This is a genomic window from Dyella sp. SG562, from assembly GCF_011759495.1.
Lineage (GTDB): Bacteria > Pseudomonadota > Gammaproteobacteria > Xanthomonadales > Rhodanobacteraceae > Dyella_D > Dyella_D marensis.
In genome coordinates, this window is the sequence record NZ_JAAOYS010000006.1 from 205,211 (window position 1) to 227,791 (window position 22,581).

Consider the following 22,581-nt stretch of genomic DNA (forward strand, 5'->3'; position numbering starts at 1 on the left):
GCCACGGCAACTCCATGCCCACCGCCCTCGGCACGGCGCACCCATCACGCCGGCACCGGCGCCTCCATGGGAGAAAAAGATAGACCCCTCGTCCGGTGCGCAATGGCCGCCGCTGCGCAGCTACGGCCTGATCGGCGCTTCGCGGACAAGCTCCAGTCATTTCCATACCGCCCGCAAAAAAAGGTGCCATGCCGCAAGCATCCCGATGCTCGCGCCATGGCACCCCGACAAACGATGGAACTAGTACATCCGCTCCCGGATCAGTTCCACGGATTCGCCGGCTGGTCGTTGATCGCCACCCAGAACCGGCTGGCGCCGCTGATCACGCCCTGCGCCCACCAGGTCCAGCCGCCGCCGCCGTCATGGAACTCGCCCATGCGGAAACCGCTGCCGAAGGTGGAGGCGCACAGGTTGTCGGCCACCGCGCGCGAGGTGAGCGACAGGCCCTGCACCGGCGCGGTAAGGCGGATCTCGCCCTTCGCCCAGCCGTTGTTGTACGGGTCGAAGGTCATCCCCGGTGGTGCGGCGCGGCCGTCCTGGCGCAGGCACAGCACCGGCAGCGCGGTGGCCGGGTTGGTGTCGCCCTGGTACGGGTTGCTGGTGGAGTCGATGCCCACGTGCGAGTACGAGCCGTTGGTGCCCAGCAGCTTCCAGGTCAGGCCCAGGTGCACGTGCGCGTTGTTCACCGTCACCGTGCGCTGGGTGGCCTTGCCCAGGTTGCGGCCGTGCGCGTCGCTCAGCGCCGTCACGCGCAGCAGCGGCGAACCCGTCGCAGCCCAGGTGTGCGAGGCATTGACGCCGGTGGCGGCCGGACCGCTCACCGCCGACGCGGCGCTGCCGTCGCCCCAGTCCACCGAGAAGTTGACGTTGTCGGCATACGGCCAGCACGAGCGCATCTTCGCCGTATAGGTCTGCGCCGCGCCCGCCGGCACCGTGGCCGGACCGACCGCCATCGGCGTGACCGCGCGCGAACCGGCGCCGCCCAGCAGGTCCCAGAACTGCACGTGCCAGCGCGGCGAGGTGTAGATGTCCTTGCGCCATTCCTTGGTGATGAAGGTATCGGCCTGGCCGGTCACCTTCAGCTGCCAATCGAGGTCGAAGGTCAGCGCGTCGACGGTTTCGAACGTGCCGTCGCCGTCCGCATCGCCGCAGTTGTTGCCGTAGAAACCCCACAGGTCGCCCATGATGTACGGGCGGATGCCGACCTGCGCATAGGCGAAGCTGTCGCTGTACAGGTAACCGCGGAACGCCACCTGCGCATACAGCGAAGGCTGGAAGCGCCCGGAAACGCTGGCCGTCACCGGCTGCGTGCCCAGGTCCGTGGTATCCAGCGACTGGCTGCCCGTGCAACCCGAACTGGTGCAGTTGTAGTCGAAGTAGCCGGACACCATCCTGCGTCCGCTGTAGGTCACCGAGCCGGTCACCGTCGCGGTGATGCCCTTCTTGTCGAAGCCCGCGGTGATCGGCAGGTTGAAGCCGATATGCACCGGGATCGGGCCGGCCATGAAGTTGATCGAGAACAGGAACGGCTTGGCGATCTGCCACTCCCAGGCCTTGGGGTTGGCATAGGTGATGGAACCGCTCACCGTCGCGCCCTGGTCGATCTTGGCCGTGCCGTTCACCCGCGCGTAGCGGAACTTCACGCCGTACGGCACGCACACGAACCAGATGCCGGTGCGCTTGAGCGTGATCTGGATTTCGCCGGTGGCGTTGACGTTGGCGGTGCCGGACAAGGTCACGTTGCCGGTGAAGCCGCTGTTGGCATCGCCCAGGTTGTAGTTGCTGTTGATCGGCGAGCCCCAGTTGAAGGCCTTGTTCTTGGTGATGTCCTTGTCGCCGCAACCGAGGATGCCCATGCGGCTGACATTGCCCGACGCCATCATCGAGGCGGAATCCGCCTGCGCCGACAGATCGATCAGCCGCTGGGTGGGACTGCCCTGCATGGCCGACAGCGCCACTTCGTCGGCAATCGTCTTGCTCACCGAATAGCTCACCGCTTCGCCCGCGGGCGTGGCGGCGATATCGGCGGCGATCGCATCTTTGAGCTGCTGCGGCAGGGGCGAGGCATTCAAGCCGGCCGCGCCGTCCACCTGGTAGAACTGCTCGTTGAAGGCGGCGCCGGTGTCGTCCAGCGTGCCGGCCGTCTGCACCAGCTTCCAGCCCGCGCCGGTCTGCACGGTCTGCTGGTTGAAGTTGGGATCCTGCGGATCCACCGGCGGCGGATCGCCCGCCGAGTTCCACGGATTCGCCGGCTGGTCGTTGATGGCCACCCAGAAGCGCGTGTCGGTGGGCAGCTGCCCCGTGCCCCAGTACGACCAGCCGCCGCCGCCGTCGTGGAATTCCGCCATGCGCCAGCCGGCGCCGAGCTGGCTGGCGCAGATGCCGTCGGCCTGCGCTTGCGAGGTGAGCGCGCTGCCGGTGATCGGCGCGCTGAGCTGCAGCGCACCCTGCACCCAGCCGTTGCTGTAGTCGAAGCTGATGCCGCCCGGCGCCGCGCGGCCGTCCTTGTACAGGCACAGGATCGGCAGCATCTGGTCGACCGTGGTGTCGCCCTGGTAGGCATTGGTGATGTCGTCGCGGCCGACATGCACATAGGCGCCCTGCTGTTCCAGCACGCGCCAGGTCAGGCCGTGGCGGATCGCCGCCGAGGCGGGTTCGGCCATCGCCAGTCCCAGCAGGGTCAGGCAGGCCGGCGCGACGGCGAGCCTGCGCCACCAGCGCGGCGTTCGTGGACCGTTTCGAGCTACACCTTCATGCGTACCCTTACATGTACTCATGCAACTCTCCTTGTGTGTGGTGATGCGTTGTGGCTCGGGTGATGACGAACGGCGAAGCCCGGCCCCGGGCGCAGCTTCCTGCGGCGGGCACAGGCGCACCCGCGCGGGCGCACGTGCACGTGCCGCGATGGACATGCGACGAAAAACCATGCGCGAACGCGCACGGCTTCAGGGCCGAAGGCGCAGCAGGCCTACAGCAGCAGATGCGTGGTGCGCTTCATGACTCCCCCTGTCCGTGGAAACCCACGACATTGCGTACGTGGGCCGCAGGAATGTGCGCTTGGGGTTGTGATGAAGATGTCTAGGTGCTTCGGGAGCGAGTGTGGGCTGCGTCGCAGTTCGACATGGCAGCGCGCGCGGTCATCCCGGCGCAAACTTTCGCCAGGCCAGCACGGCTTGCGGAAACCTTGCCGTCATATCGATGCCGACGGCTTCGCATGCGTCCAGCACATACGCCAATGAGCGCGCGGCCTGTCGTGTGGACAACGCTTCGGGCACGTTGAACGTCTCGTACTCGATCGCTTCGAGCAGTTTGAGCGACAGGTCGTACAGCCGGTCCGACTGCGCGTCGAACATCTGCCTTACCCAGTCGCGCAGAACGTGCAACGGACATGCTTCGCGCTCGGCCACTTCGCGCAGGCGCGCGGTCACTTCCGGCTCGACGCCGCGCAACCATTCCGTGTACCCCGCCGCCTGGTCCGGCACGGCGAGCGGCGCGGGCGAGCGCTCCGGCGCATGCCGCAGCAGGATGTCGCGCTCGATCGCCCGCGCCTGCGCCACGCGCTCCACTTCCAGCAGCAGGCCGCGCTCCAGGTCGAAGTAATCGAAGAAGCGCGGGTGCAGCGTGCGCAAGCGCAGCAGCGGTTCGCGCGAGAAGCCGATCTTCAGCAGATCCTGGTCGCGGCACGGCAGCATATAGACGTAGCTGCGGCCACGGCCCAATGTGCGAGGCTGGATGAACTCTTCCATCCCCGCAGCATGCGCCAGTTGACAAGCGATGGCGAAGCGCCGCACATGCTATACAGGGCCGCCGCCTCGAACCGGAGCAGACCATGCGTGCCATTGCCGCCCTTCCCGCGCTGTTGCTTCCCGTGCTTCTGCTGGCGAGCGTGCCGGCCCGATCCGCGCAGAAGGACGACGTCCAGCAGATCCTCCAGGCCGAACGCGACATCTGCGCAGCCTTCGAGCGCGAGGACGCGAACTGGCTGGAGCAGCATCTGGACCCGACCTTCACCCTCACCAGCTCCACCGGCGAGGTCACCACGCGTGCCGACGAGGTCGCCGACCTGCGCGGCGGCACGAAGTACGACGTGTTCCGCAACCGCGATTCGAAGGTGCGCGTGTATGGCGATGCAGCGGTGGTCACCGGCATCACCCGCGTGGAAGGCAAGAGCGACGGCAAGCCTTATGCGCTGGATTTCCAGTTCACCGACACCTATGTGCGCAAGCCCGCGGGCTGGGTGATCGTGGCCAGCCATGCGTCGCGGTTGCCGCCGCCGAAGTAGCGGGCGGAAGCGAAACCGGCCGCGCACGGCCTCGCCGGCTAACGCTCGAAGAGCTTCCACTGTCCTTCGGAGACCAGCTCGACGGCACCATCCACCACCTTGATGGCGGTGTCGTCATCGAGCGCATACCCCGGCACCGGCAACCGCGCGGCCCATTTCACGGCATCGGCCATGGTGTTGTCCGGGCACATGGGGTTGTCCAGGTGCGGGAAGATCGAGAAGCCGACCAGGCCCAGCGCGCTGTCGCCGCCGGCGGGCGGCTTCCAGCCGATGAACTCCTCGCCGACCTGCGGCGCCACCACCATGCTGCCGGCGCTCAGTCCCACATAGACCGTCCGGCCCAGCGAAGGCAACAGCTCCGCCAGGCCGGACTCGCGCATCCAGTGGTGCAGATACAGCGCATCGCCGCCGCACACGAGCAAGGCATCGGTTTCCCGCACCAGCGGAACCCAGTTGTCCTTGTCGATGCTCGGCAGCGCGGTCAACTCGAGCATGCCGACGGATTTCCATCCCAGCTCGACCATCGGCGTGGGCGTCTGCCCGGCGATCTGCCGCCAGGTCATCACCGCGGTGCGCGGCAGCATGCCGTACATCGCGGTGGGGATGCACAGCGCGGTGGACTCGGCGATGGGCTTGCCCAGCAGGTCCTCGAGCGCTTGGCGGATACTCGGGTTGCTGACGCCGCCGGAGGTGAGCAGAAGCTTCATCGCCATTACTTCCAGCTATTTCCCACCCAGGCGCGCACCGTCTGCCAGTCGGCGGAGTGCTCGATGTAGTGCTGTGTCGCGCGGACCAGCTCGCCTACGTTCGCATAGTCGTCCAGCGCGAACGGCTGGTCCAGCGGCACATTGGCACGCATATAGTTGCCGCCCAGCATCTGGCCGGCCTGCACGGCCGCCAGCTCGGCGGTGGCGTCCATGGTGAGGTTGAGCAGCGCGGTGGCCGGCACCGTGCCGTCGCTGAAGGGCCACAGCCAATGGGTGACGCCCCAGTCCAGCGGATCGGAGACGGCGTTCATCGGCACGCCCACCGGGTTGGCGCCGGTGCCCAGCGACAGCATGACGATGTCCGACGTGCTGCTGGCGAAGCCCTGGTAGACCGCCTCGACGATCGCCGCCATCGACGGGTTGTTGGCAAAGGTGCCGCCGTCGGCGAAGTAGCCGAAGTCGCCCACCGCATACGGCGGGAAATAGGTCGGCGCGGCCGAGGTGGCGAGCGCGGCGTCCACCATGCTGATGTTGCGGAATGCGTTGTTCTTGCCGTTGGAGATGGTGCACGGCATCCAGCTGTTGGCGCTGGCGTCCCACAACTGCGCCGAGTTGACGGCCACGAAGCGGCTGGCCGACGACAGCGGGCCGGTGCCCACCAGCTTCTTGGCCACCGACTCCAAGCCGGTGTTGACGTACTGGCAGCTGAAGATGCCCGGGCCGCTGCCCAGCAGGTCTTCCGTGGCCTGCGCGGGCGCCTTGTCGCGCTGCCTGGCCTGTGCATCGAGCAGCCAGCCATTGGGCGTGAAGATGGTGGAGCCGTCGTGCTTGTAGAGGTCGACGATGCGGCCGATATCCACGTTGTTCACCAGCCCCAGCGAGATCAGCCCGCCGGTCGAGGTGCCGGCGAAGCCGTCGGCGTTCTTGATGATGTCGAAGCTCTTGTCCAGGTCCTGGATCAGCAGCGCCGTGATCACGCCGCGGATGCCGCCGCCGTCGCAGCAGAGAATCTTGAATGACATGGTGTTGCCCCCTGTGGTTGACGTCCGTGTTCGCGACCTTGCGCTCACGAAACCTTCGCAATCTGCGCTTGGGTTTGTGATGGGTATGTCTACGCGGGGGTGTTTTCGGGACGATGACGACCCTACATGTAGCCACCTCGCCTACACCGTCATTCCGGCGCAGGCCGGACGAGCGCGTAGCGCGAAGAACGCCCGAAGGGCGGCCCCGAAGGGGTGAGCGAAGCGAATCATCCAGTAACGACCATGTCCGATGGTCGCGACAAGGTCGATGCTCTGTTGACGAGATATCGGCACTAAGGCTCTGCCACAGACTGTCGCCACTGGATTCCGGCCTGCGCCGGAATGACGGTGGTGAGAGGGTGCCGCTTGACTTGAAAGCCATGCCAGGGATTCATGCAGCTCGCCCACCCGCCGGAGCCCGCCATGTTCGACCTGCCCACCCTCGGCACCTTCATCGCCGTCGTGCTCGGCCTGTTCCTGATCCCCGGCCCCGCCGTGCTGCTGGTGGTGAGCCGCACCCTGCAGGACGGCCGCAAGACCGGCGTGCTTACCGGCCTTGGCATTGCGGCAGGCGACTTCGGCCACACGCTGTTCGCGGCCGCGGGTTTCTCGGCGGTGCTGATGACCTCGGCGCTCGCATTCAATGCGGTGAAATACGTCGGCGCCGCGTATCTGATCTACCTCGGCATCCGCGCCTTCCTGGCCAGGCCCGGCAACCCTTCCCTGCCCGCCGTGGCGCCGATCGCGCCGGCCAAGGCCTTCCTGCAGGCGATTGCGGCCGAACTGCTCAATCCGAAGACCGCGCTGTTCTTCCTCGCCTTCATGCCGCAGTTCGTGCATCCCGAGCGCGGCTCCACCTTCCTGCAGTTCGCCGTGCTCGGCCTGATCTTCGTGGTGCTCAGCTCGCTCTATACGAGCTTGCTGGCGCTGTCGATCAAGCCGCTGGGCCGGCTGCTCGGCCGCCTTTCGTGGCTGGCGCGCTGGCAGGGCAAGATCGTCGGCGCCATCTTCATTTCGCTCGGCCTGCGCGTGGCGACGCAGCAACGTTGAGGGCCGGCTCGCCCGCAGCGGCGCCGTTCCAGCCGCCACCCAGAGCACGGAACACCGACACCGCCGCGCGCGCCTCGTCCGCATGGATGCGCGCGAGGCTGTCGCGGGCTTCCAGCAGCTGGCGGTCCTCGTCCAGCACTTCGATCAGGCTGACCGCGCCGCCGGTGTAGGCATCCTTGGCCGCATCGCGTGCGCGCACGTGCGCGTCGACCTCGCTGTCGAGCACGCCATGGCGCGCTTCCAGCTGCACCAGGTTGACGATGGCGTCTTCGACATCCTCGGTCGCGCGCAGCATGGAGCCGCGGTACACGGCCATCGCCTCCGCATTGGCGCCCTTGGCCCCGCTCACTTCCGCATCCACGCGACCGAAGTCGAACAAGCGCCAGTGCAGGCCCAGCGCGCCGCTGGATTGCACGGCCGAACCGGTAAACAGTTTTCCCGGCGCGATCGAACTCACACCCAGCAGCGCCGACAGCGAGAACGACGGGTAGTACTGCGCCACGGCCGCGCCGATCCGCGCATTGCTCGCCGCCAGGTGGCGCTCCGCCGCGATCACGTCCGGCCGGCGGCGCAGCAGCGAAGCCGGACCTTCGGCGGTATCGATCGACGGAATGGCGAACGGCGCATGCCCGGGCCGGATCTCTTCCGCATACGTGCCAGGCGCCGCGCCCATCAGCACGTCCAGCCGGTTCAGCTGCGTCTCCAGCTCGATCTTCAGCGGCGGCACCGTGGCCTGCGCCTGCAGCAGGAGCGCCTCGGCCTGCGCGGTTTCGCGCGCGGTGCCCAGGCCGTGCTGCTGGCGCAGGCGCACCAGGTCGAGCAGGCCCTGCTCGTTGCGGATCTGATCTTCGGCGATGGCGATGCGCGCCTGCGCGCCGCGCACGCGGAAATAGGCATCCGCCGCTTCGGCCGCCAGCGACACGCGCACGCCGGCATGGCTGGCTTCGGCCGCCTGGTATTCCGCATCCGCCGCTTCCGATTCGCGGCGCAGGCCGCCGGCCAGGTCCAGCTCCCAGCTCGCGCCCGCGCCGGCTTCTTCCAGCGTGTGATTGCGTTCGTAACCCGGCAAGGCACTGGCCACCCTGCCCAGCGGGCTCAGTTCCGACTGCCGCACGCGCGCGGCGCTGCCGTCGAGCGAGCCTTGCGGCAGGCGCTCGGCCTGGGCGTGGCGTGCGGCGGCGCGCGCCTGTTCCACGCGTGCCGCGGAGGCGGCCAGGTCGAGGTTCTGCGCCAGCACGCGCTCCACGATGCGCACCAGTTGCGCATCGCCGAAGCCGGTCCACCAGGTGTCCAGCGCCGGCGGCGCGGCCTTGGCCGGCGCCATCAGATCGCCGGTTTCATGGAACGCGCCGGCGGCGGGCAGCGCGGGTTTCACATAGTCGGGGCCGACGGTGCAACCGGCCAGGCCAAGAACGAGCAGGGAGGAAAGCAGCTTAGTGCGCATCGGCGGAGGGTCCGGTGGGAGGCTGCACCTTGCGCATCAACGGGACCATCACCGTCGCCACGGCAAAGCACAGCATGATGCAGAAGAAGGCGTCGGCGTAAGTCAGCGTCTGCGCCTCGCGGAAGGTCAGTTGCCACAGTTGTTTCAGGGCGGCGCTGGACGCTTCGGTAGCGCCGGCCAGGTCGCTCCAGGTGCTGTTCATCGCTTCGTTGGCCGGCGTCAGGTGCTCGGCCAGGCGGAAGAAATGCAGGTTGGTGCGGTCGTTGAGAATGGTGGCGCAGGCGGCGATGCCCATCGCGCCGCCCAGGTTGCGCATCAGGTTGAACAGGCCCGACGCGTGCTTCAGCCGCGCCGGCGCCAGGCCGCCCAGGGTCAAGGTCACCGTCGGCGGCACCGCCATCTGCTGGCCGATGCCGCGCAGCGCCTGCGGCAGCAGCAGTTCGGTGCTGCTCCAGTCGTGCGTGATCGGCATGAACTCGATCATCGAAGCGGTGAACAGGGCCAGGCCGAACATCAGCAGCCAGCGCAGGTCCACGCGGTTGGCAAGAAACGCGTACACCGGAATGCTGAGGATCTGGAACACACCGGTGGAGAACACCGCCTTGCCGATCTGGAACGCGCTGTAGCCTTCCACCCGTCCCAGGAACAGCGGCGTCAGGTAGATGGTGGCGAACAGGCCGATGCCGGTGACGAAGGAAAAGAAACAGCCCAGCGCGAAGTTGCGGTCCTTCAGCGCGCGCAGATCCACCACCGGATGCTCCGCGGTCAAGCCGCGCCATACGAACAGCACGCCGGCGACCAGGCTCACCCACGCGGTGGTGCGGATGGTGCCGTCTTCCAGCCAGTTCCAGCGCGGGCCTTCTTCCAGCGTGTATTCGAGGCAGCCGAGGAAGACGGCGATCAGCGTGATGCCGGCCCAGTCGCCCGACTTCAGCAGGGACAGGTCCGGCTCGTCGATCTTCACCAGCAAAGGCACGGCGATGGCGACGAACACACCGGGCACCAGGTTGATGAAGAACAGCCAGTGCCAGGAATAGTGGTCGGTGATCCAGCCACCCAGGGTCGGCCCCAGCGTCGGCGCCAGCGAGGCGATGGCGCCGATGGTGGCGGCGGCGATCACGCGCTGCTTGCCTTCGAAGAACACGAAGGCGGTGGTGAACACGGTGGGGATCATCGAGCCGCCGAGAAAACCCTGCGCGGCGCGGAACACGATCATGCTCTGGATATCCCAGGCCGCGCCGCACAGCAGACTGGTGAGGGTGAAGCCGGCCGCCGAGGCGGCGAACAGCCAGCGCGTGGAGAACACGCGCGACAGCCAGCCCGAGAGCGGAATCACCACGATCTCGGCGATCAGGTAGGCAGTCTGGATCCATGCCACGTCGTCCGCGCCCGCCGACAGTCCGCCGCCGATATCGCGCAGCGAGGCCGACACGATCTGGATATCCAGCAGCGCGATGAACATCCCCAGGCACATGCTGGCGAAGGCGAATACCTTCTGCCCCGGGCTGAGGTGGGCGACCGGGCTCATGGCGCCTTGGTATCGATGCGTGCCGTGACCGACAGGCCCGGGCGCAGCACGCCCAGGTCGCCGTCCGTGCCGTTGAGTTCGACGCGCACCGGCACGCGCTGCACGATCTTGGTGAAGTTACCGGTGGCGTTTTCCGGCGGCAGCACGCTGAATTGCGCACCCGTGGCCGGCGCCAGGCTAGCGACGTGGCCCTGGAACACGCGGCCGGGCATCACGTCTGCGCGCACTTCCACCGCCTGGCCCACGCGCATGCGCTTGAGCTGGTCCTCCTTGAAGTTGGCGTCCACCCACAGGCCGTGTGCCGGCACCACCGCCAGCAGTTGGCTGCCCGCGGCAGCATAGGTGCCGACGCGGGCGCGGCGGTTGCCGACCACGCCGTCCACCGGCGCGCGCAATTCGGTGTAGCCGAGATTGAGCCGCGCCAGTTCGGCTTCGGCCCTGGCCTGCAGCAGCGCGGCTTCGACCTGGCGCTTCTGCGAGTCGATCACCTCCAGCTGCCGCTGCGCCGCCTGCACCGCGGCGACGGCGCGCTGCGTGGCGGCGGCGGCGGTGGCGAAGGTGGCTTCGGCGCGCTGCGCGCTTTCCACCGAAACGGCGGCGCGGCCGGCCAGTTCGCGGTAGCGCGCGTCGTCCAGCTTCGAGCGCTTCGCTTCGGCATTCGCGGCGGACAGCGCGGCCTGTGCCTGCGCGATCACGCTCTCCTGCAGATGCTTCTGCGCATCGAGGTTGCCCAGCGCGGCCTGCTGCGCGGCGACCGCGGCTTCCGCCCTGGCCACCGCGGCGCGGTAGTCGCGGTCGTCGATCTTCACCAGCAGCTCGCCCTTGTGCACGGCCTGGTTGTCGGTCACCGCCACCGCCTGCACATAGCCCGGCACCTTGGCGCCGATCGCGGTGGTGTCGCCGCCGACATAGGCGTCGTCGGTGTCTTCGACAAAGCGGCCGGCGGTCCACCAGTGGATGCCGTAGAAGGCCAGGCCGGCCGCGACCACGGCGCCGGCCAGGGGCTTGAGGATGTTCAGGCGGGGCCGGGCGGCCACCTGCTCGGGAATGGCGGACATCGGAAGGAATCTCCACAACGCCGGCGGGTAGGCGGCGAGTGGCGCTAGTTGTAAGCCGAAGCGGTTTCGGCTTAAATGTCGCTGATGCCACCTTTTATGCCATGCGGGAGGTCCGCCATGCAGCGCATCGGTTTCGTGCTTTTCCCCGGCTTCCAGATCATGACCCTGGCCGCGGCCTCGGTCTTCGAGTTCGCCAACCTCACCGTGCAGCGGACCAATTACGAAATCCACCTGCTGTCCGAACGCGGCGGCCCGGTGCGCAACACGCTCGGCATGGACGTGCAGACCGAGGCCATCGGCGCACACGCCTTCGACACCTTGCTGATCGGCGGCGGCGTGGGCCTGCCCGCGCCGTCCGCACCGCTGATCGAAGCGATCCGCGCCGCGCCGCAGACCACCCGCCGCGTCGCCGCCATCTGCACCGGCGCCTTCCTGCTGGCGCAGGCCGGCCTGCTCGACGGCCGCCGCGCCACCACGCACTGGGCCTTCGCGCGGCAGCTCAAGCTGCGCCATCCCAAGGTCAACGTGGAAGAGGACCGCATCTTCATCATCGACGGCGATATCTGGACCTCCGCCGGCATGACGGCGGGCATCGACCTTGCGCTGGCGATGGTGGAGAAAGACCTCGGCGTGGAAGTCGCGCGCAAGGTCGCGCAGAAACTGGTGGTCTATCACCGCCGCGCCGGCGGCCAGTCGCAGTTCTCCGCGCTGCTGGAGCTGGAGCCGAAATCCGATCGCATCCAGAACGCGCTCACCTATGCCAAGAGCCATCTGGGCTCGACGCTTTCGGTGGAGGAACTGGCCGCCGCCGCCAGCTTGAGCCCGCGCCAGTTCAGCCGCGCCTTCACCGCGGAGACCGGCCAGTCGCCGGCCAAGGCGGTGGAGCACCTGCGCGTGGAAGCGGCGCGGCTGATGATGGAGCAGACGCGCCATCCGATCGAAGTGATCGCGCGCGAAGTGGGCTTCGCCGATCGCGAACGCATGCGCCGCGCCTTCCTGCGCGCATTCGGGCAATCGCCGCAGGCGATGCGGCGGCATGTGGCCGGACAGGAAGGCGAAAGCATGGACGGCGAGGCAACGCAGGCAGCCTGAGCGCGGCCGCCGGCGCAAGGTGACCAACGGCGGTTTAAACAGCGGACAGGGCTGGCGCATCCTAGCCGTACTTCCGAATGGACGCCGCCCGTGGACCTCAAGCGCTACCCCGTCGCCCTGTACCTCGCTCTCGTCGTCCTGCTCAGCACGCCCTACTACGTCCTGCTCGCCCGCAGCGGCTCGATGGACATGGGCCGCGGCTTCGTCGTCCATTCGCTGATGTGGGCGCCCGGCATCGCTGGCCTGCTGTCCGCGTGGCTGCGCCATCGCTCGGTGGCGATGCTCGGCCTGGGCTGGGGCCGCACGCGCTATGTCGCGGCCGGCTATGTGCTGCCGATTCTCTACAGCCTGCTCGCCTATGTCCCGCTATGGCTCAGCGGCCTCGCACCGGCGGCTTTCGGCGAGTTCGCGCGCGACTGCGCCACGCGCCTGCACTGGCAGAACGCCGGCCTGCTCGCCCCCGCCCTGCTGCAGATATTCCTCACGCTTACCTTCGGCGCGATCCAGAGCGCGGCGTCCGCCGCGGGCGAGGAAATCGGCTGGCGCGGCTACCTGGTGCCCGCGCTGCGCGAGAAATACGGCATGGGCGCGACCGTGCTGCTCAGCGGCCTGATCTGGGCCGCCTGGCATATGCCGGTGATCTTCTTCGCCGACTACCACAGCGCCGCGCCGCAAGCCTACGCCGTGGCCTGCTTCACCCTGATGGTGCTGATCACCGGCGGCATCGCCGCCTGGCTGCGCCTGCGTTCCGGTTCGGTGTGGCCGGCCATCGCGCTGCACGCGGTGCACAACGCCTTCATCCAATGGCTGCTCGATCCGATGACCGACGCCAGCGGCAACGGCGCCTGGTACGCCGGGGAATTCGGCGTGGCGCTGGTGATCGCCGCGGGCATCGCCGCGGCGTCGCTGTTCGCACACTCGCCGCGCCCTGCATCCCCCGCCCTCCCCTGACCTGCTCACGCCCTGAGATGCATACCACCTCACCCTGATCTTTAAGGCTTCACCGAACTTTTGAGCCTTTGCGTGTGAGGCACGACAAACCTTACGCTCCTCCCGCCCCCTCACCCTGCCCTCTCCCCGGAGGGGAGAGGGGTGAAGTCGTGAGGCAGGCAGGAACGAAGAACAGAAGCTGGCCTCGATCACTGAAAGTCCTCTCGGCCACGGCACGTTGAAGCACCCGCTACGTAAACGCACTGCCGTTTCGTGTAGACCCAGGTTAATCAAGTTACCGCAGCCGCCCACCGCTCCTTCTAGTCGCGTCGCGAGCAGTGGCTCTTAGGCCATTCTCTCTTTGGTTACTTTCTCTTTGGGCCAGCAAAGAGAAAGTGACTCGGGCGCCGGCAGGCGTCCGAAATGCCCGCTGCATAAGCGGCCAGTTAGCGGCCACGCGACAACCGAGCGATACCGCCACTGGATCCCGGCCTACGCCGCAATAACAAGCCTCAACGTCAATGAAGATGCCCCAACTTATCCGGATTGCGCATCACATAGATCGCCGCCACGCGCCCCCCCTCCACCAACAAAGCCGTCGTCTGCAACTCCCCATCCGCCTCCAGCGTCACAAACCCCGGCAACCCATTGACAAACCCCAACCGCACCAACCGCGAAGGCCGCTCATGCAGAAACGCGGCGACGCGCTCATAGATCGCCAGCACCGCCGTGCACCCAAGCGCCGGCTCCACGAACGCGGGACGCTTCCCGCCCCCATCCGCATAGGCGCGCACATCCTCGGTCAGCAAGGCGCCGAGCGCCCGCACATCGCCACTGCGCGTGGCCTGGAAGAACGCCTCCGCCAGTTCCAGCGCGCGCTGGCGCTCCACCTTGAAGCGAGGCCTCGCCTCGCGCACATGCACGCGCGCCCGCGTGGCCAGCTGGCGGCATGCAGCGGCGTCGCGCTGGATCGCATCAGAGATCTCCGTGAACTCCAGGCCGAACACGTCGTGCAGCAGGAAGGCCGCGCGCTCCAGCGGCGACAGGCGCTCCAGCGCCAGCATCAGCGGCAGGGTGACGTCTTCCACGGCGTCTTCTTCAACGACGGGATCGGGCAGCCACGGCCCGATATAGGTCTCGCGCTGGCGGTGCGCGGACTTGAGCAGGTCCAGGCTCAGGCGCGTGACGGTGCGGCAGAGATAGGCCTCCGGTTCGCGCACCTCCTCGCGGTCGGCCTTCATCCAGCGGATGAAGGCCTCCTGCACCACGTCCTCCGCATCCGGCACCGAGCCGAGCATGTGATAGGCCACGCGCAGCAGCTTCGGGCGCAGAGGCTCGAAGCTGCCGGAGGCCGGTGGCGCCTCGTCCGTCACGCGGCAGCCGCCGCGCGTGCGGATGCCTTGACCTCGGCCGCCTCGGCGAACACGCCGAAGCCGACCGCGAGGCGGTTCCAGCCGCCGATGATGTTGATCGTCACGCTGAGCTTCACCTGTTCCTCGTCGGTGAAGTGTTCCTTCAAGGCCTGGTAGGCAGCCTCGTGGTCGGCGCCTTCGGACAGCCGCGCCAGCGCCTCGGCCCAGCCCAGCGCCGCGCGTTCGCGCCCGGTATAGCAAGGCGCATCGCGCCAGGTGGAGAGCAGGAACAGGCGCTGCTCGCTCTCGCCCTGCTCACGCGCTTCGGCCAGATGCAGGTTGAGGCAGTGCGCGCAGCCGTTGATCTGCGAGACGCGGATCTGCACGAGCTCGGACAGGCCGGGTTCCAGCCCGGCGGACGCGGCCAGCGCGATCATGGCCTTCTGGTATTCCTTCAGCAGCACCGGCGCCGCGGTGACGAGGTTGAGCCTGGGAGTCTTGCTGGACATGGGCGGGTTCTCCTGTGTTGGTCCCGATGCAAGGACGAGACAGGAACCGCCGGCGTGACATGCGGCCGCTAGCGGGTGGTCCGCTTCTTCGCTGCCTTGGCGGCCGCCGGTTTGGCCGGCTTGGCCTTGCGCGTGCGTGCGGCGCCCTGCTTCGCCGCCACCTTCTGCGCCGGCGCGGCCTTCCTGGCTGCCGCAGCCCTTGTCGCGGGCACGGCCTGGAGCTTTACGCCCAGCGCGCCGAGCAGCCTGGTCACGGTGGCGAAACCCGGACGCGCGCCGGGCTTGATGGTCTTGTAGAGACTTTCGCGGCCGAGGCCGCTGTCCTGGGACACGCGGGTCATGCTGCGCGCCTTGACCACGTCGGCGACCGCCAGCAGGAACACGTTGGGGTCGCCGTCTTCGAGGGCGTCCTGGAGATAGGCCGCGATCACCTCTTCGCTGTCGAGATAGTCGGCGGCATCGAATTCTTTGACCTTGGTGTTCATTGCACTGTCTCCCGCTTTCCTTTGATGGCTGCCCACAAGGCCTTGGATCGCTCGATATCCGCCGGCTGGGAGGCCTTGTCGCCGCCGTTGAGCAGCAGATAGACCGTCTTGCCCGCCCTGGCGAAGTAGACCCGGTAGCCCGGACCCGCATCGATGCGCAGCTCGCCAATGCCGCCGAAGTACTTCACGTCGCCCAAATGCCCGAGCCTTGCCCTGGTGATGCGGCCTAGGATCCTGGCGCGGCCGGACAGATCCTTGAGCCCGGCGATCCATTGAGCGAACACTTCCGTCTGCTTGATTTTATTCATCGCAACTGTATCCAATAGGATACTAAACTGCAATACCCTGGATGGGCTGCTCCGTGTCCGGATTCCGCGCGGCGCACGATGCGATCCGGCCAGGACCCACCGCGATGATAGGGAAGGCCAAGGCAGCAGTGTTCTGAATCTGCGCTTCCTTCGCTGTGTGCCGGCGCTGTGTATCGGAATGCATCAATCACTCTTTCGTACACATTGCCATGCCCTCGCGCACCGCGCGGGACACATCGCAGATACGCGCAAGGAGTTTCCTGTGCACACCGGCTGATCGCAGCCATCGCATTCACTACGCAGGAGTCTCGCCATGCGCACTTCCCTTCTTTCCTTCCCCGTCCGTCTCGCTGCCGCGGCGTTGACGCTGGGCATGGCCATCGTGGCCCAGGCCACCGATACGCCAACGACGCCCGCGGCCGACCATGCGATGCACATCGGCCAGCCTGCCGCAGAGAGCGACAGCGCCGACCGCATCGACTGGAACATCGACTATCCGTCGCAGCTGGGTCCGGAAGGTCCGCAAGCTGGCAGCAACACTCATTCCGTGGACAACCGTCTCGTCATCCGGAAACCGTCTGACCGCTGATCCGCGCGCCTCCGCCGCGCGCCGCGAAACAGGCAAAGAACGACAGGATGAAATCGATCGGCGATTGCCGGATGCAAGCATGCGGCGCAGGCTGCTGGCCATCATTCCAGCGGCCACGCTCTCGTTGCAGAAGGAATGCATGCCATGACCAAGCATCGCTTATCCCTGGTTCTCGCCGTCTGTGCCTCCCTGCCGTGCGCGAACGCGGAGCAGACGTCACACCGGACTAGGAAACCAGCCATTTCAGCGCTCGACGTCGTCCCTCTGGCGAATGACGTCGCGATCCTGAAACTCAGCGAAGTTCATCCACTGCTGGCCACTTCGACCATCGATACGGCCCGCAAGCGATTGACCAGGGCATCGGTGGGCAATCCACACGACGCGATCATGGCGCACGGCGACCGCGATATCGCCTTCGTCGATGTGCGGCGGCTCGACGACGACAGAGTGCTGGAGAAAGCCCGCATTCTGTTCGATGGCGGCATGCCGGTGGCGGTATACGCCCCTGCGCAGCTGCCGGCCCATGACCGGCATGGAGCATCCAGGCTGTTTGGCGTCGCCTCCACCGCCGACCTGGCGATCTACACGATCAAGGAAGGCGGCGGCATCAAGGTCTTCTCGACCCAGGTCGACAGAAACCTCAGCCAACCGGTGGCCGCTGCTCAGGCGGGGCGCTTCCAGCGGATGGTTGCCGGATACCTCGACTCCGAATCATACGCGGGCACGAAGAAACTGACGCGCTCAGCGCAAACCCGGCAAAGCTCGACAGGCAACAGCTACGCGGAACACGTGCCGATCATCGAAGCGAGCGAAACCACGACCGATTCGTCATCAGGAAGCTTCCTCACCCGCGAAATCACCATCGTCCGCGATTCGAACTCCAGCAAGGACAATTTCAATGTCTCGCTGGCGACCTCGGGAACGATCGTAGGCGGCGCCCGCAACTGCAACGACAATCCCTATTGCGACTACTGGCTTACCGAGTCGTACGAGGTCGTGGGCATGCTTGGCCTTGACGACAGCGTCCGGCCGACGACCCTTCGCACTTATCCGGAAAGCTCAGGCCTGACCGATATGTCTTACGAAAAGACGGAATCCAGCACGACCAACTTCGGTTTCAATCTCGGCGCCGAAGCCGAGGCCGGCCTGCAGGGGAAGGTGCCAAGCGCCTCGGTCAAGCAGAGTTTCAGTTTCAATTTCAGCAAAAGCCACACGACGTCAAAGACCATCAGTTTCAGCACGAAAGACTACTCCCTGGCCGTAACAGCCAAAGAAGCCAGCGACACCGATTCCACGCCCGAAAACTGGTTCATCAACCAATGGAAGTACAAGATTTCGCAGACCGCGCTCGATGCGTTCTATAACCACGGCACCATTACGCCGGCGATGGAGAACCTCACGCCGAAGTCCTACAGCCTGTGGACGTTCCCGGCCACGGCGAAGGGAAAGGCCTATGTCTATGCCAAGACATACACCACCACCAAGCACCGCAGGAAAGCCAGCGAATTGAATCCGGCGATACCTTCGACCGTTTGGATCGTTGACCTCGGCTCTCCTTATCTGCATCGAGAGCCCGTCGTCATCCTGCGCTCGAGCAAAGGTTCCGGCGGTTGCCTCATCAACGACGGCAATGGCGCCGTCAAGCTCGGCACCTGCGATAAGACCGTCGGCAAGAAAGCCGGGCACTGGTACCTCGATTCCAGCAGCCGATACGTGAGCCGGCTGGACGGGCGTTGCCTGGCGGTCCACGCCAGCAACGAACAGCAGGTGGAAATGGCCGACTGCAATACGGACAACGAGCAGAAATGGTATTGGACCGCCGATCGCATCCACTCCGAGTACGACGGCCGCAGCCAGGGATGGCGGCTTTACGTCGACAACGATACGGTCAAGGCGCGTACCGACGGCGAGAAGCACCAGAAGATTCCCGACAACCCCAACCATATCCTGCTCCATCCCTGGTCCACTTATCCCGGCGCTCCGTTGGCCGGAGCAACCGTTCCGACGCTCGGCGAACAAAAGCAACCGGCGATCCCCGCCGAATGGACCAGCACGCTCAAGGAAGTGCCGCCAGAGGAACGCTGGTCGCTGGAAGTATTGCGCCAGTTCTAGCCGCCCGCTCCCCGCAGGGCCGGCCTTCGCGCCGCCGCCCTTTGTATCGAAAGGTATCCGGCCCCGGCCGGGATACCTTTCGATGCCCCGGCCCGCCCTAGTCCACATACCCCGGATACACGCAAGGCGTCTCCTATGCATGCCGGCCGGCGATCGGCCACCCTGCCCCCAAGGAGCCCTGCCATGCGTTTCTCCCTCCGCTCGTGGATCGAATCCCATCAGTCGCGCACCGCCGGTGCCGGCGCCGATGCGAACGCCGCGCCCGCTTCCATCGACAGCCAGCGGCGCAGGCTGCTCGGCGCCGCCGCGCTGGGCTTGGCCAGCGCGCCGCTGGCGGGACTGGCTTTCGCAGCGCCGGCTGGCAGTACCGCTGCTCCGGTAAAGAAGCCCACCACCACCGCCGGCCGTACCTCCTTCGCCCGCATGAAGCGCATCCGCGCCGGCGTGCTCGACGTGGCCTACGCCGAGGACGGCCCGGCCGACGGCACGCCGGTGTTGCTGCTGCACGGCTGGCCGTACGACATCTACAGCTATGTCGACGTCGCACCGATCCTCGCCGCGGCCGGCTATCGCGTGATCGTTCCCTACCTGCGCGGCTACGGCGACACGCGCTTCGTTTCGGCCGACACACCGCGCAACGGCCAGCAGGCCGCGCTGGCCGCCGATGGACTGGCCCTGCTCGACGCGCTGAATATCAAGCAGGCCATCGTCGCCGGCTACGACTGGGGCGCGCGCACCGCCGAAATCATGGCCGCGCTGTGGCCGGAGCGCTGCAAGGCGCTGGTCTCGGTCAGCGGCTATCTGATCGGCAGCCAGGCGCTCAACCACGACCCGCTGCCGCCCAAGGCCGAGCAGCAGTGGTGGTACCAGTTCTACTTCGCCACCGAGCGCGGCGCGGCGGGCTATGCGAAGTACACGCACGATTTCGCCCGGCTGATCTGGGAAACCGCCTCGCCGCAGTGGGCCTTCGACGACGCCACCTTCGCGCGCTCCGCCGCCGCGCTGGACAACCTCGACCACGTCGCCATCACGCTGCACAACTACCGCTGGCGCCTGGGTCTGGTCGAAGGCGAGGCGCAATACGACGCATGGGAGAAGAAGCTCGCCGAGCTGCCGCCGATCACGGTGCCGGCCATCACGCTGGAAGGCGACGCCAACGGCGCGCCGCATCCGGAACCGGCCGCCTACGCCAGGCGTTTTGCCGCCAGGTACGAGCACCGCACCATCAAGGGCGGCATCGGCCACAACCTGCCGCAGGAAGCACCGCAGGCTTTCGCGCAGGCCGTGCTCGACGTCGCGCGCTTCTGACCGGCCACCACGAGGGAATCGCCACGATGAACACCTTGCACGCCCTCGCCTGCATGGGCGCACTGCTGGCCGCCGGCACTTTCGTCGCCGCGCATCCGGATACGCGCAAGGCCTTGCCCGCGGCCTCGCCCATCTACGGCGTCACCTTGCCCGAGGGCTATCGCCAATGGGAGCTGATCGCTCCCGCGCTGGAGGCGGCGCCGCTCGACGAGATCCGCGCGGTGCTCGGCAACAAGACCGCCGTCGACGCCTACCGCCGTGGCGCGCAGCCTTTCCCGGACGGCACCGTGCTGGTCAAGCTGGCGTGGAAGCAGCAGGCTTCCGCCGAATTCGCCGCCGCCACCGTACCGGGCGCGCCGACCACCGTGCAGGTGATGGTGAAGGACTCGAAGAAATATGCGGCGACCGGCGGCTGGGGCTACGGACGCTTCGTGGACGGCAAGCCGGTGGACGAAGCGCAGCATCGGACCTGCTTTGCCTGCCACGAGGCGCGGGCCAAAGCGCACGACGATGTATTCACCCGCTATGCGCCTTAAGCACGGCGCGGCGGGAAAAGCATACCGCGCCGTGCGGCAAAGGCCGGGCAACGGGGCAAGACTTTCTGGCTACATGGGAATTGCCGGGTAAGCGGCCAGGACGCAGGCTGAAGGCCAATGGACGCAAGCCAGCGCCGTCCTCCACCCACCACCCTGGGAAGCCTGCCCATGCGCGGATACCGCCTCAGCCTGATGCTCGCCGCCTGCACCTGCGGAGCGGGATCGACGCATGCCGGACAGACGCTCCGTTCCGATCCCCATCCGCAGGCGGCGGCCCGGCAACCGCCTTCATTGACGCCGAAGCCGCGCACGGCGGCATTCGATCCCCTGCCGCTCAGCTCCGGACCGGTGATCGTGGACCTTACCGAAATCTATTCCTTGCTCACGACCGAGCCGGCGAATGCAGCCCGAGCGCGGCTGGCGAGGCGCGCGGTCGACAGCTCGCGCGCCGTGCCGGCCATCGAGAGTCCGCTCGACGTCGCCCTGGTCGATGCGCGGCGGCTCGGCGATACCAAGGTGCGCGACGAGACGCGCGCGCTGTTCGACGCCGGCATGCCCGTCGCTGTTTTCACGCCGCCGGCGACGGCTGCCGAGGAACGAAGCCACGCCTCCGGCTTGTTCGGCATCGCCTCCGAAGCCGATCTGGCCATCTATACGAAGAAGCCCGATCGCGGCGTACGGGTGTTCTCCACCCACCTTGATGCACACCCGGGACGCTCTCCCAAAGCCGCCAGGATCCTGCGCTTCGAGCAGACCATCGCCGAATACCTGGCCGCCATGGCCGATCCGCGTACGAGCACCGTACTGCAACGGCAGGTCCGCCAGGCCGGCGGGCCGGGACATCCCGACCACCTTCCGCTCATCGAACTGGCCGACACCCATTTCGGCGACAGTGGCCAGTACCTGACCCGCGAGGTCGCGGTCATTCGCGATTCGACGGCAAGCAGGGACCAGTTCCAGGTCACCGTGAAAACCTCGGGCCTGATCCAGGGCGGCAGCGACCAGGTCTCGCAGCAATGCCACGCGGCGGTGCGGAAATGCGCATTCACCTCCGCCTACATGGTGCACGTCCTGCTCGACTATGGCGGCAACAAGCAGCCGGCCATGCTGCAGGCCTTCCCGGAAACCACCGGCCTGACCAGCATCAGCCATAACCAGAATCTGTCCAGGACCACCAGCTACGGATTCAACCTGGACGTCGCCGCCGAAGCCGCGCTCTCGGCCACGCCCAGCGCCACCGTCAAGACCAGCTTCGGCTACCGGCACGGCAAGGAGTACGCGAAGTCGACCGCGATCAGCTTCGACGTGAAGGACTACGCCACCGTGCAGGAAGCTTCGCAGCTGCCGGAAAACCACGTGCTGCAGAACACCTGGTCGTACCGGATCGAAGAGAAGGCGATCCAGGCCCTGGTCGGCGACGGCACCACCACGCCCGCGATGCGGCAGTTCGCACCGCAGTCCTACAGCCTGTGGACGTTGAATGCGGCGCGCGCGAAAGGCGATATCCGGATTTTCGCGAAGACCTCGGTGTACCAGCGCAACCTGCACGCGTTCTCTTCCGTGCATGCGTTCAGGGTATCGGCGCCGGCCCTGCGCATCGACCTGGACTCGCCCTACCTGCACCGCGAACCCGTGGTGATCCTGCAGTCCAAGGAAAATGCCGGCCGCTGCCTGGTCAACGACGGCAACGGCGCGGCACTGCCCGGCGCATGCAGCCGCGCTCCCGGCGACAAGGCCGGACAGTGGTACCTCGATGCCTTCGACCGCTATGTGAGCCGCCTCGACCAGCGCTGCCTGACGGTGCACGAACAGGGCGAGCTCCAGGTGGGACTGGCTGACTGCGGCAACGGTGCGCATCAGAAATGGTACTGGGCGGCAGACCGCATCAACTCCAAGTACAACGGAGGCGACAGCGGATGGCGGCTGTTCGTCGACGGGGACACGGTGAAAGCGCGCATCGATCCGCAACGGCAGCAGGTTCTCCCCAACAACCCCAACCACGCGCTGCTCGATCCCTGGTCCACCTATCCCGGCGCACCCGTCGCCGGCGCGACCATCGCAACGCTCAGCGGCATCCAGCCGCAGGTGCCGGATGCTTGGGTCCGCACCTATCGGGACGTTCCATCGACCGAGCGCTGGGAGCCGCTGGCGCTGCGGCAATACAAAGAGCCTTAGCGCTTTATCCGGACACCGGCTCAGGCCAGGCGGGAACCGCGGCGCAGCGGACGCGTGCGCAGGCCGCAGGCATGAGATGCGCCGCGTACCGGCG

The 22,581-nt window shown here is 67.0% G+C and carries 20 protein-coding genes; 9 read left to right on the top strand and 11 right to left on the bottom strand.

The window, feature by feature from the left end; all coding sequences use genetic code 11:
* Window positions 1–260: 260 nt before the first annotated feature.
* Window positions 261–2,777 carry a hypothetical protein gene (locus FHW84_RS13280; protein WP_167256237.1) on the bottom strand — a complete coding sequence of 839 codons (2,517 nt, stop codon included), beginning with the start codon at window positions 2,775–2,777 and terminating at the stop codon, window positions 261–263.
* A gap of 360 nt (window positions 2,778–3,137) precedes the next feature.
* Window positions 3,138–3,746 carry a hypothetical protein gene (locus FHW84_RS13285; protein WP_167256239.1) on the bottom strand — a complete coding sequence of 203 codons (609 nt, stop codon included), beginning with the start codon at window positions 3,744–3,746 and terminating at the stop codon, window positions 3,138–3,140.
* An 83-nt stretch (window positions 3,747–3,829) separates the two neighbouring features.
* On the opposite strand from FHW84_RS13285, the gene FHW84_RS13290 reads away from it, so the two are divergent.
* Window positions 3,830–4,282, top strand: coding sequence for a nuclear transport factor 2 family protein (locus tag FHW84_RS13290; protein ID WP_167256241.1), 453 nt, complete (start codon window positions 3,830–3,832; stop codon window positions 4,280–4,282).
* A gap of 38 nt (window positions 4,283–4,320) precedes the next feature.
* On the opposite strand, the gene FHW84_RS13295 is transcribed toward FHW84_RS13290, so the two are convergent.
* Window positions 4,321–4,989 carry a Type 1 glutamine amidotransferase-like domain-containing protein gene (locus FHW84_RS13295; RefSeq protein WP_167256243.1) on the bottom strand — a complete coding sequence of 223 codons (669 nt, stop codon included), beginning with the start codon at window positions 4,987–4,989 and terminating at the stop codon, window positions 4,321–4,323.
* Window positions 4,990–4,994: 5 nt separating this feature from the next.
* A complete protein-coding gene (locus FHW84_RS13300) occupies window positions 4,995–6,011 on the bottom strand; it encodes a patatin-like phospholipase family protein (protein ID WP_167256245.1) in 1,017 nt (338 codons plus the stop codon).
* A 423-nt stretch (window positions 6,012–6,434) separates the two neighbouring features.
* Here FHW84_RS13300 and FHW84_RS13305 point away from each other — a divergent pair, with 423 nt between their 5' ends.
* The gene (locus FHW84_RS13305; protein WP_167256367.1) at window positions 6,435–7,061 is read left to right on the top strand and encodes a LysE family translocator; all 627 of its coding nucleotides are present in this window, start codon (window positions 6,435–6,437) and stop codon (window positions 7,059–7,061) included.
* Here the strand turns inward: FHW84_RS13305 and FHW84_RS13310 are convergent.
* From FHW84_RS13310 to FHW84_RS13320, 3 genes are read right to left on the bottom strand one after another with little or no spacing between them, the layout of a single operon-like run.
* The gene (locus tag FHW84_RS13310; RefSeq protein WP_167256247.1) at window positions 7,021–8,505 is read right to left on the bottom strand and encodes an efflux transporter outer membrane subunit; all 1,485 of its coding nucleotides are present in this window, start codon (window positions 8,503–8,505) and stop codon (window positions 7,021–7,023) included. The two genes, FHW84_RS13305 and FHW84_RS13310, sit on opposite strands and share 41 nt — an antisense overlap.
* Entirely contained in the window at window positions 8,495–10,033 is a 1,539-nt protein-coding gene (locus FHW84_RS13315) for a DHA2 family efflux MFS transporter permease subunit (RefSeq protein ID WP_167256249.1), read from the bottom strand. The genes FHW84_RS13310 and FHW84_RS13315 overlap by 11 nt, the downstream gene beginning before the upstream one ends.
* A complete protein-coding gene (locus FHW84_RS13320) occupies window positions 10,030–11,091 on the bottom strand; it encodes an HlyD family secretion protein (protein ID WP_167256251.1) in 1,062 nt (353 codons plus the stop codon). The genes FHW84_RS13315 and FHW84_RS13320 overlap by 4 nt, the downstream gene beginning before the upstream one ends.
* A gap of 117 nt (window positions 11,092–11,208) precedes the next feature.
* Between FHW84_RS13320 and FHW84_RS13325 the strand changes: the two genes are divergently transcribed.
* Both FHW84_RS13325 and FHW84_RS13330 read left to right on the top strand, forming a co-directional pair.
* Window positions 11,209–12,183 (top strand): GlxA family transcriptional regulator, encoded by a 975-nt coding sequence (locus FHW84_RS13325; RefSeq protein WP_167256253.1) that lies wholly within the window; start codon window positions 11,209–11,211, stop codon window positions 12,181–12,183.
* A gap of 90 nt (window positions 12,184–12,273) precedes the next feature.
* A complete protein-coding gene (locus FHW84_RS13330; RefSeq protein WP_167256255.1) occupies window positions 12,274–13,134 on the top strand; it encodes a CPBP family intramembrane glutamic endopeptidase in 861 nt (286 codons plus the stop codon).
* 497 nt (window positions 13,135–13,631) lie between these two features.
* On the opposite strand, the gene FHW84_RS13335 is transcribed toward FHW84_RS13330, so the two are convergent.
* The 4 genes from FHW84_RS13335 to FHW84_RS13350 form a co-directional block, all read right to left on the bottom strand.
* Window positions 13,632–14,486: a sigma-70 family RNA polymerase sigma factor gene (locus tag FHW84_RS13335; RefSeq protein ID WP_208399783.1), complete on the bottom strand. Its 855-nt coding sequence runs from the start codon at window positions 14,484–14,486 to the stop codon at window positions 13,632–13,634.
* The gene (locus FHW84_RS13340) at window positions 14,483–14,974 is read right to left on the bottom strand and encodes a carboxymuconolactone decarboxylase family protein (protein ID WP_167256257.1); all 492 of its coding nucleotides are present in this window, start codon (window positions 14,972–14,974) and stop codon (window positions 14,483–14,485) included. Before FHW84_RS13340 ends, FHW84_RS13335 begins: the two co-directional genes overlap by 4 nt.
* 68 nt (window positions 14,975–15,042) lie before the next feature.
* A complete protein-coding gene (locus tag FHW84_RS13345) occupies window positions 15,043–15,459 on the bottom strand; it encodes an addiction module antidote protein (protein ID WP_167256259.1) in 417 nt (138 codons plus the stop codon).
* Window positions 15,456–15,767, bottom strand: a complete 312-nt coding sequence (locus FHW84_RS13350) for a type II toxin-antitoxin system RelE/ParE family toxin (protein ID WP_167256261.1) — start codon at window positions 15,765–15,767, stop codon at window positions 15,456–15,458. The genes FHW84_RS13345 and FHW84_RS13350 overlap by 4 nt, the downstream gene beginning before the upstream one ends.
* A gap of 313 nt (window positions 15,768–16,080) precedes the next feature.
* Here FHW84_RS13350 and FHW84_RS13355 point away from each other — a divergent pair, with 313 nt between their 5' ends.
* The 5 genes from FHW84_RS13355 (at window position 16,081) to FHW84_RS13375 (ending at window position 22,487) form a co-directional block, all read left to right on the top strand.
* Window positions 16,081–16,356 carry a hypothetical protein gene (locus FHW84_RS13355; RefSeq protein WP_167256263.1) on the top strand — a complete coding sequence of 92 codons (276 nt, stop codon included), beginning with the start codon at window positions 16,081–16,083 and terminating at the stop codon, window positions 16,354–16,356.
* A gap of 144 nt (window positions 16,357–16,500) precedes the next feature.
* On the top strand, window positions 16,501–18,468 hold the full coding sequence (locus FHW84_RS13360) for a ricin-type beta-trefoil lectin domain protein (RefSeq protein WP_167256265.1): 1,968 nt from the start codon (window positions 16,501–16,503) through the stop codon (window positions 18,466–18,468).
* A gap of 183 nt (window positions 18,469–18,651) precedes the next feature.
* On the top strand, window positions 18,652–19,776 hold the full coding sequence (locus tag FHW84_RS13365; RefSeq protein ID WP_167256267.1) for an alpha/beta hydrolase: 1,125 nt from the start codon (window positions 18,652–18,654) through the stop codon (window positions 19,774–19,776).
* 26 nt (window positions 19,777–19,802) lie between these two features.
* Window positions 19,803–20,312: a cytochrome P460 family protein gene (locus tag FHW84_RS13370; RefSeq protein ID WP_167256269.1), complete on the top strand. Its 510-nt coding sequence runs from the start codon at window positions 19,803–19,805 to the stop codon at window positions 20,310–20,312.
* 117 nt (window positions 20,313–20,429) lie between these two features.
* The gene (locus FHW84_RS13375; protein ID WP_167256271.1) at window positions 20,430–22,487 is read left to right on the top strand and encodes an RICIN domain-containing protein; all 2,058 of its coding nucleotides are present in this window, start codon (window positions 20,430–20,432) and stop codon (window positions 22,485–22,487) included.
* Window positions 22,488–22,581: the final 94 nt, after the last annotated feature.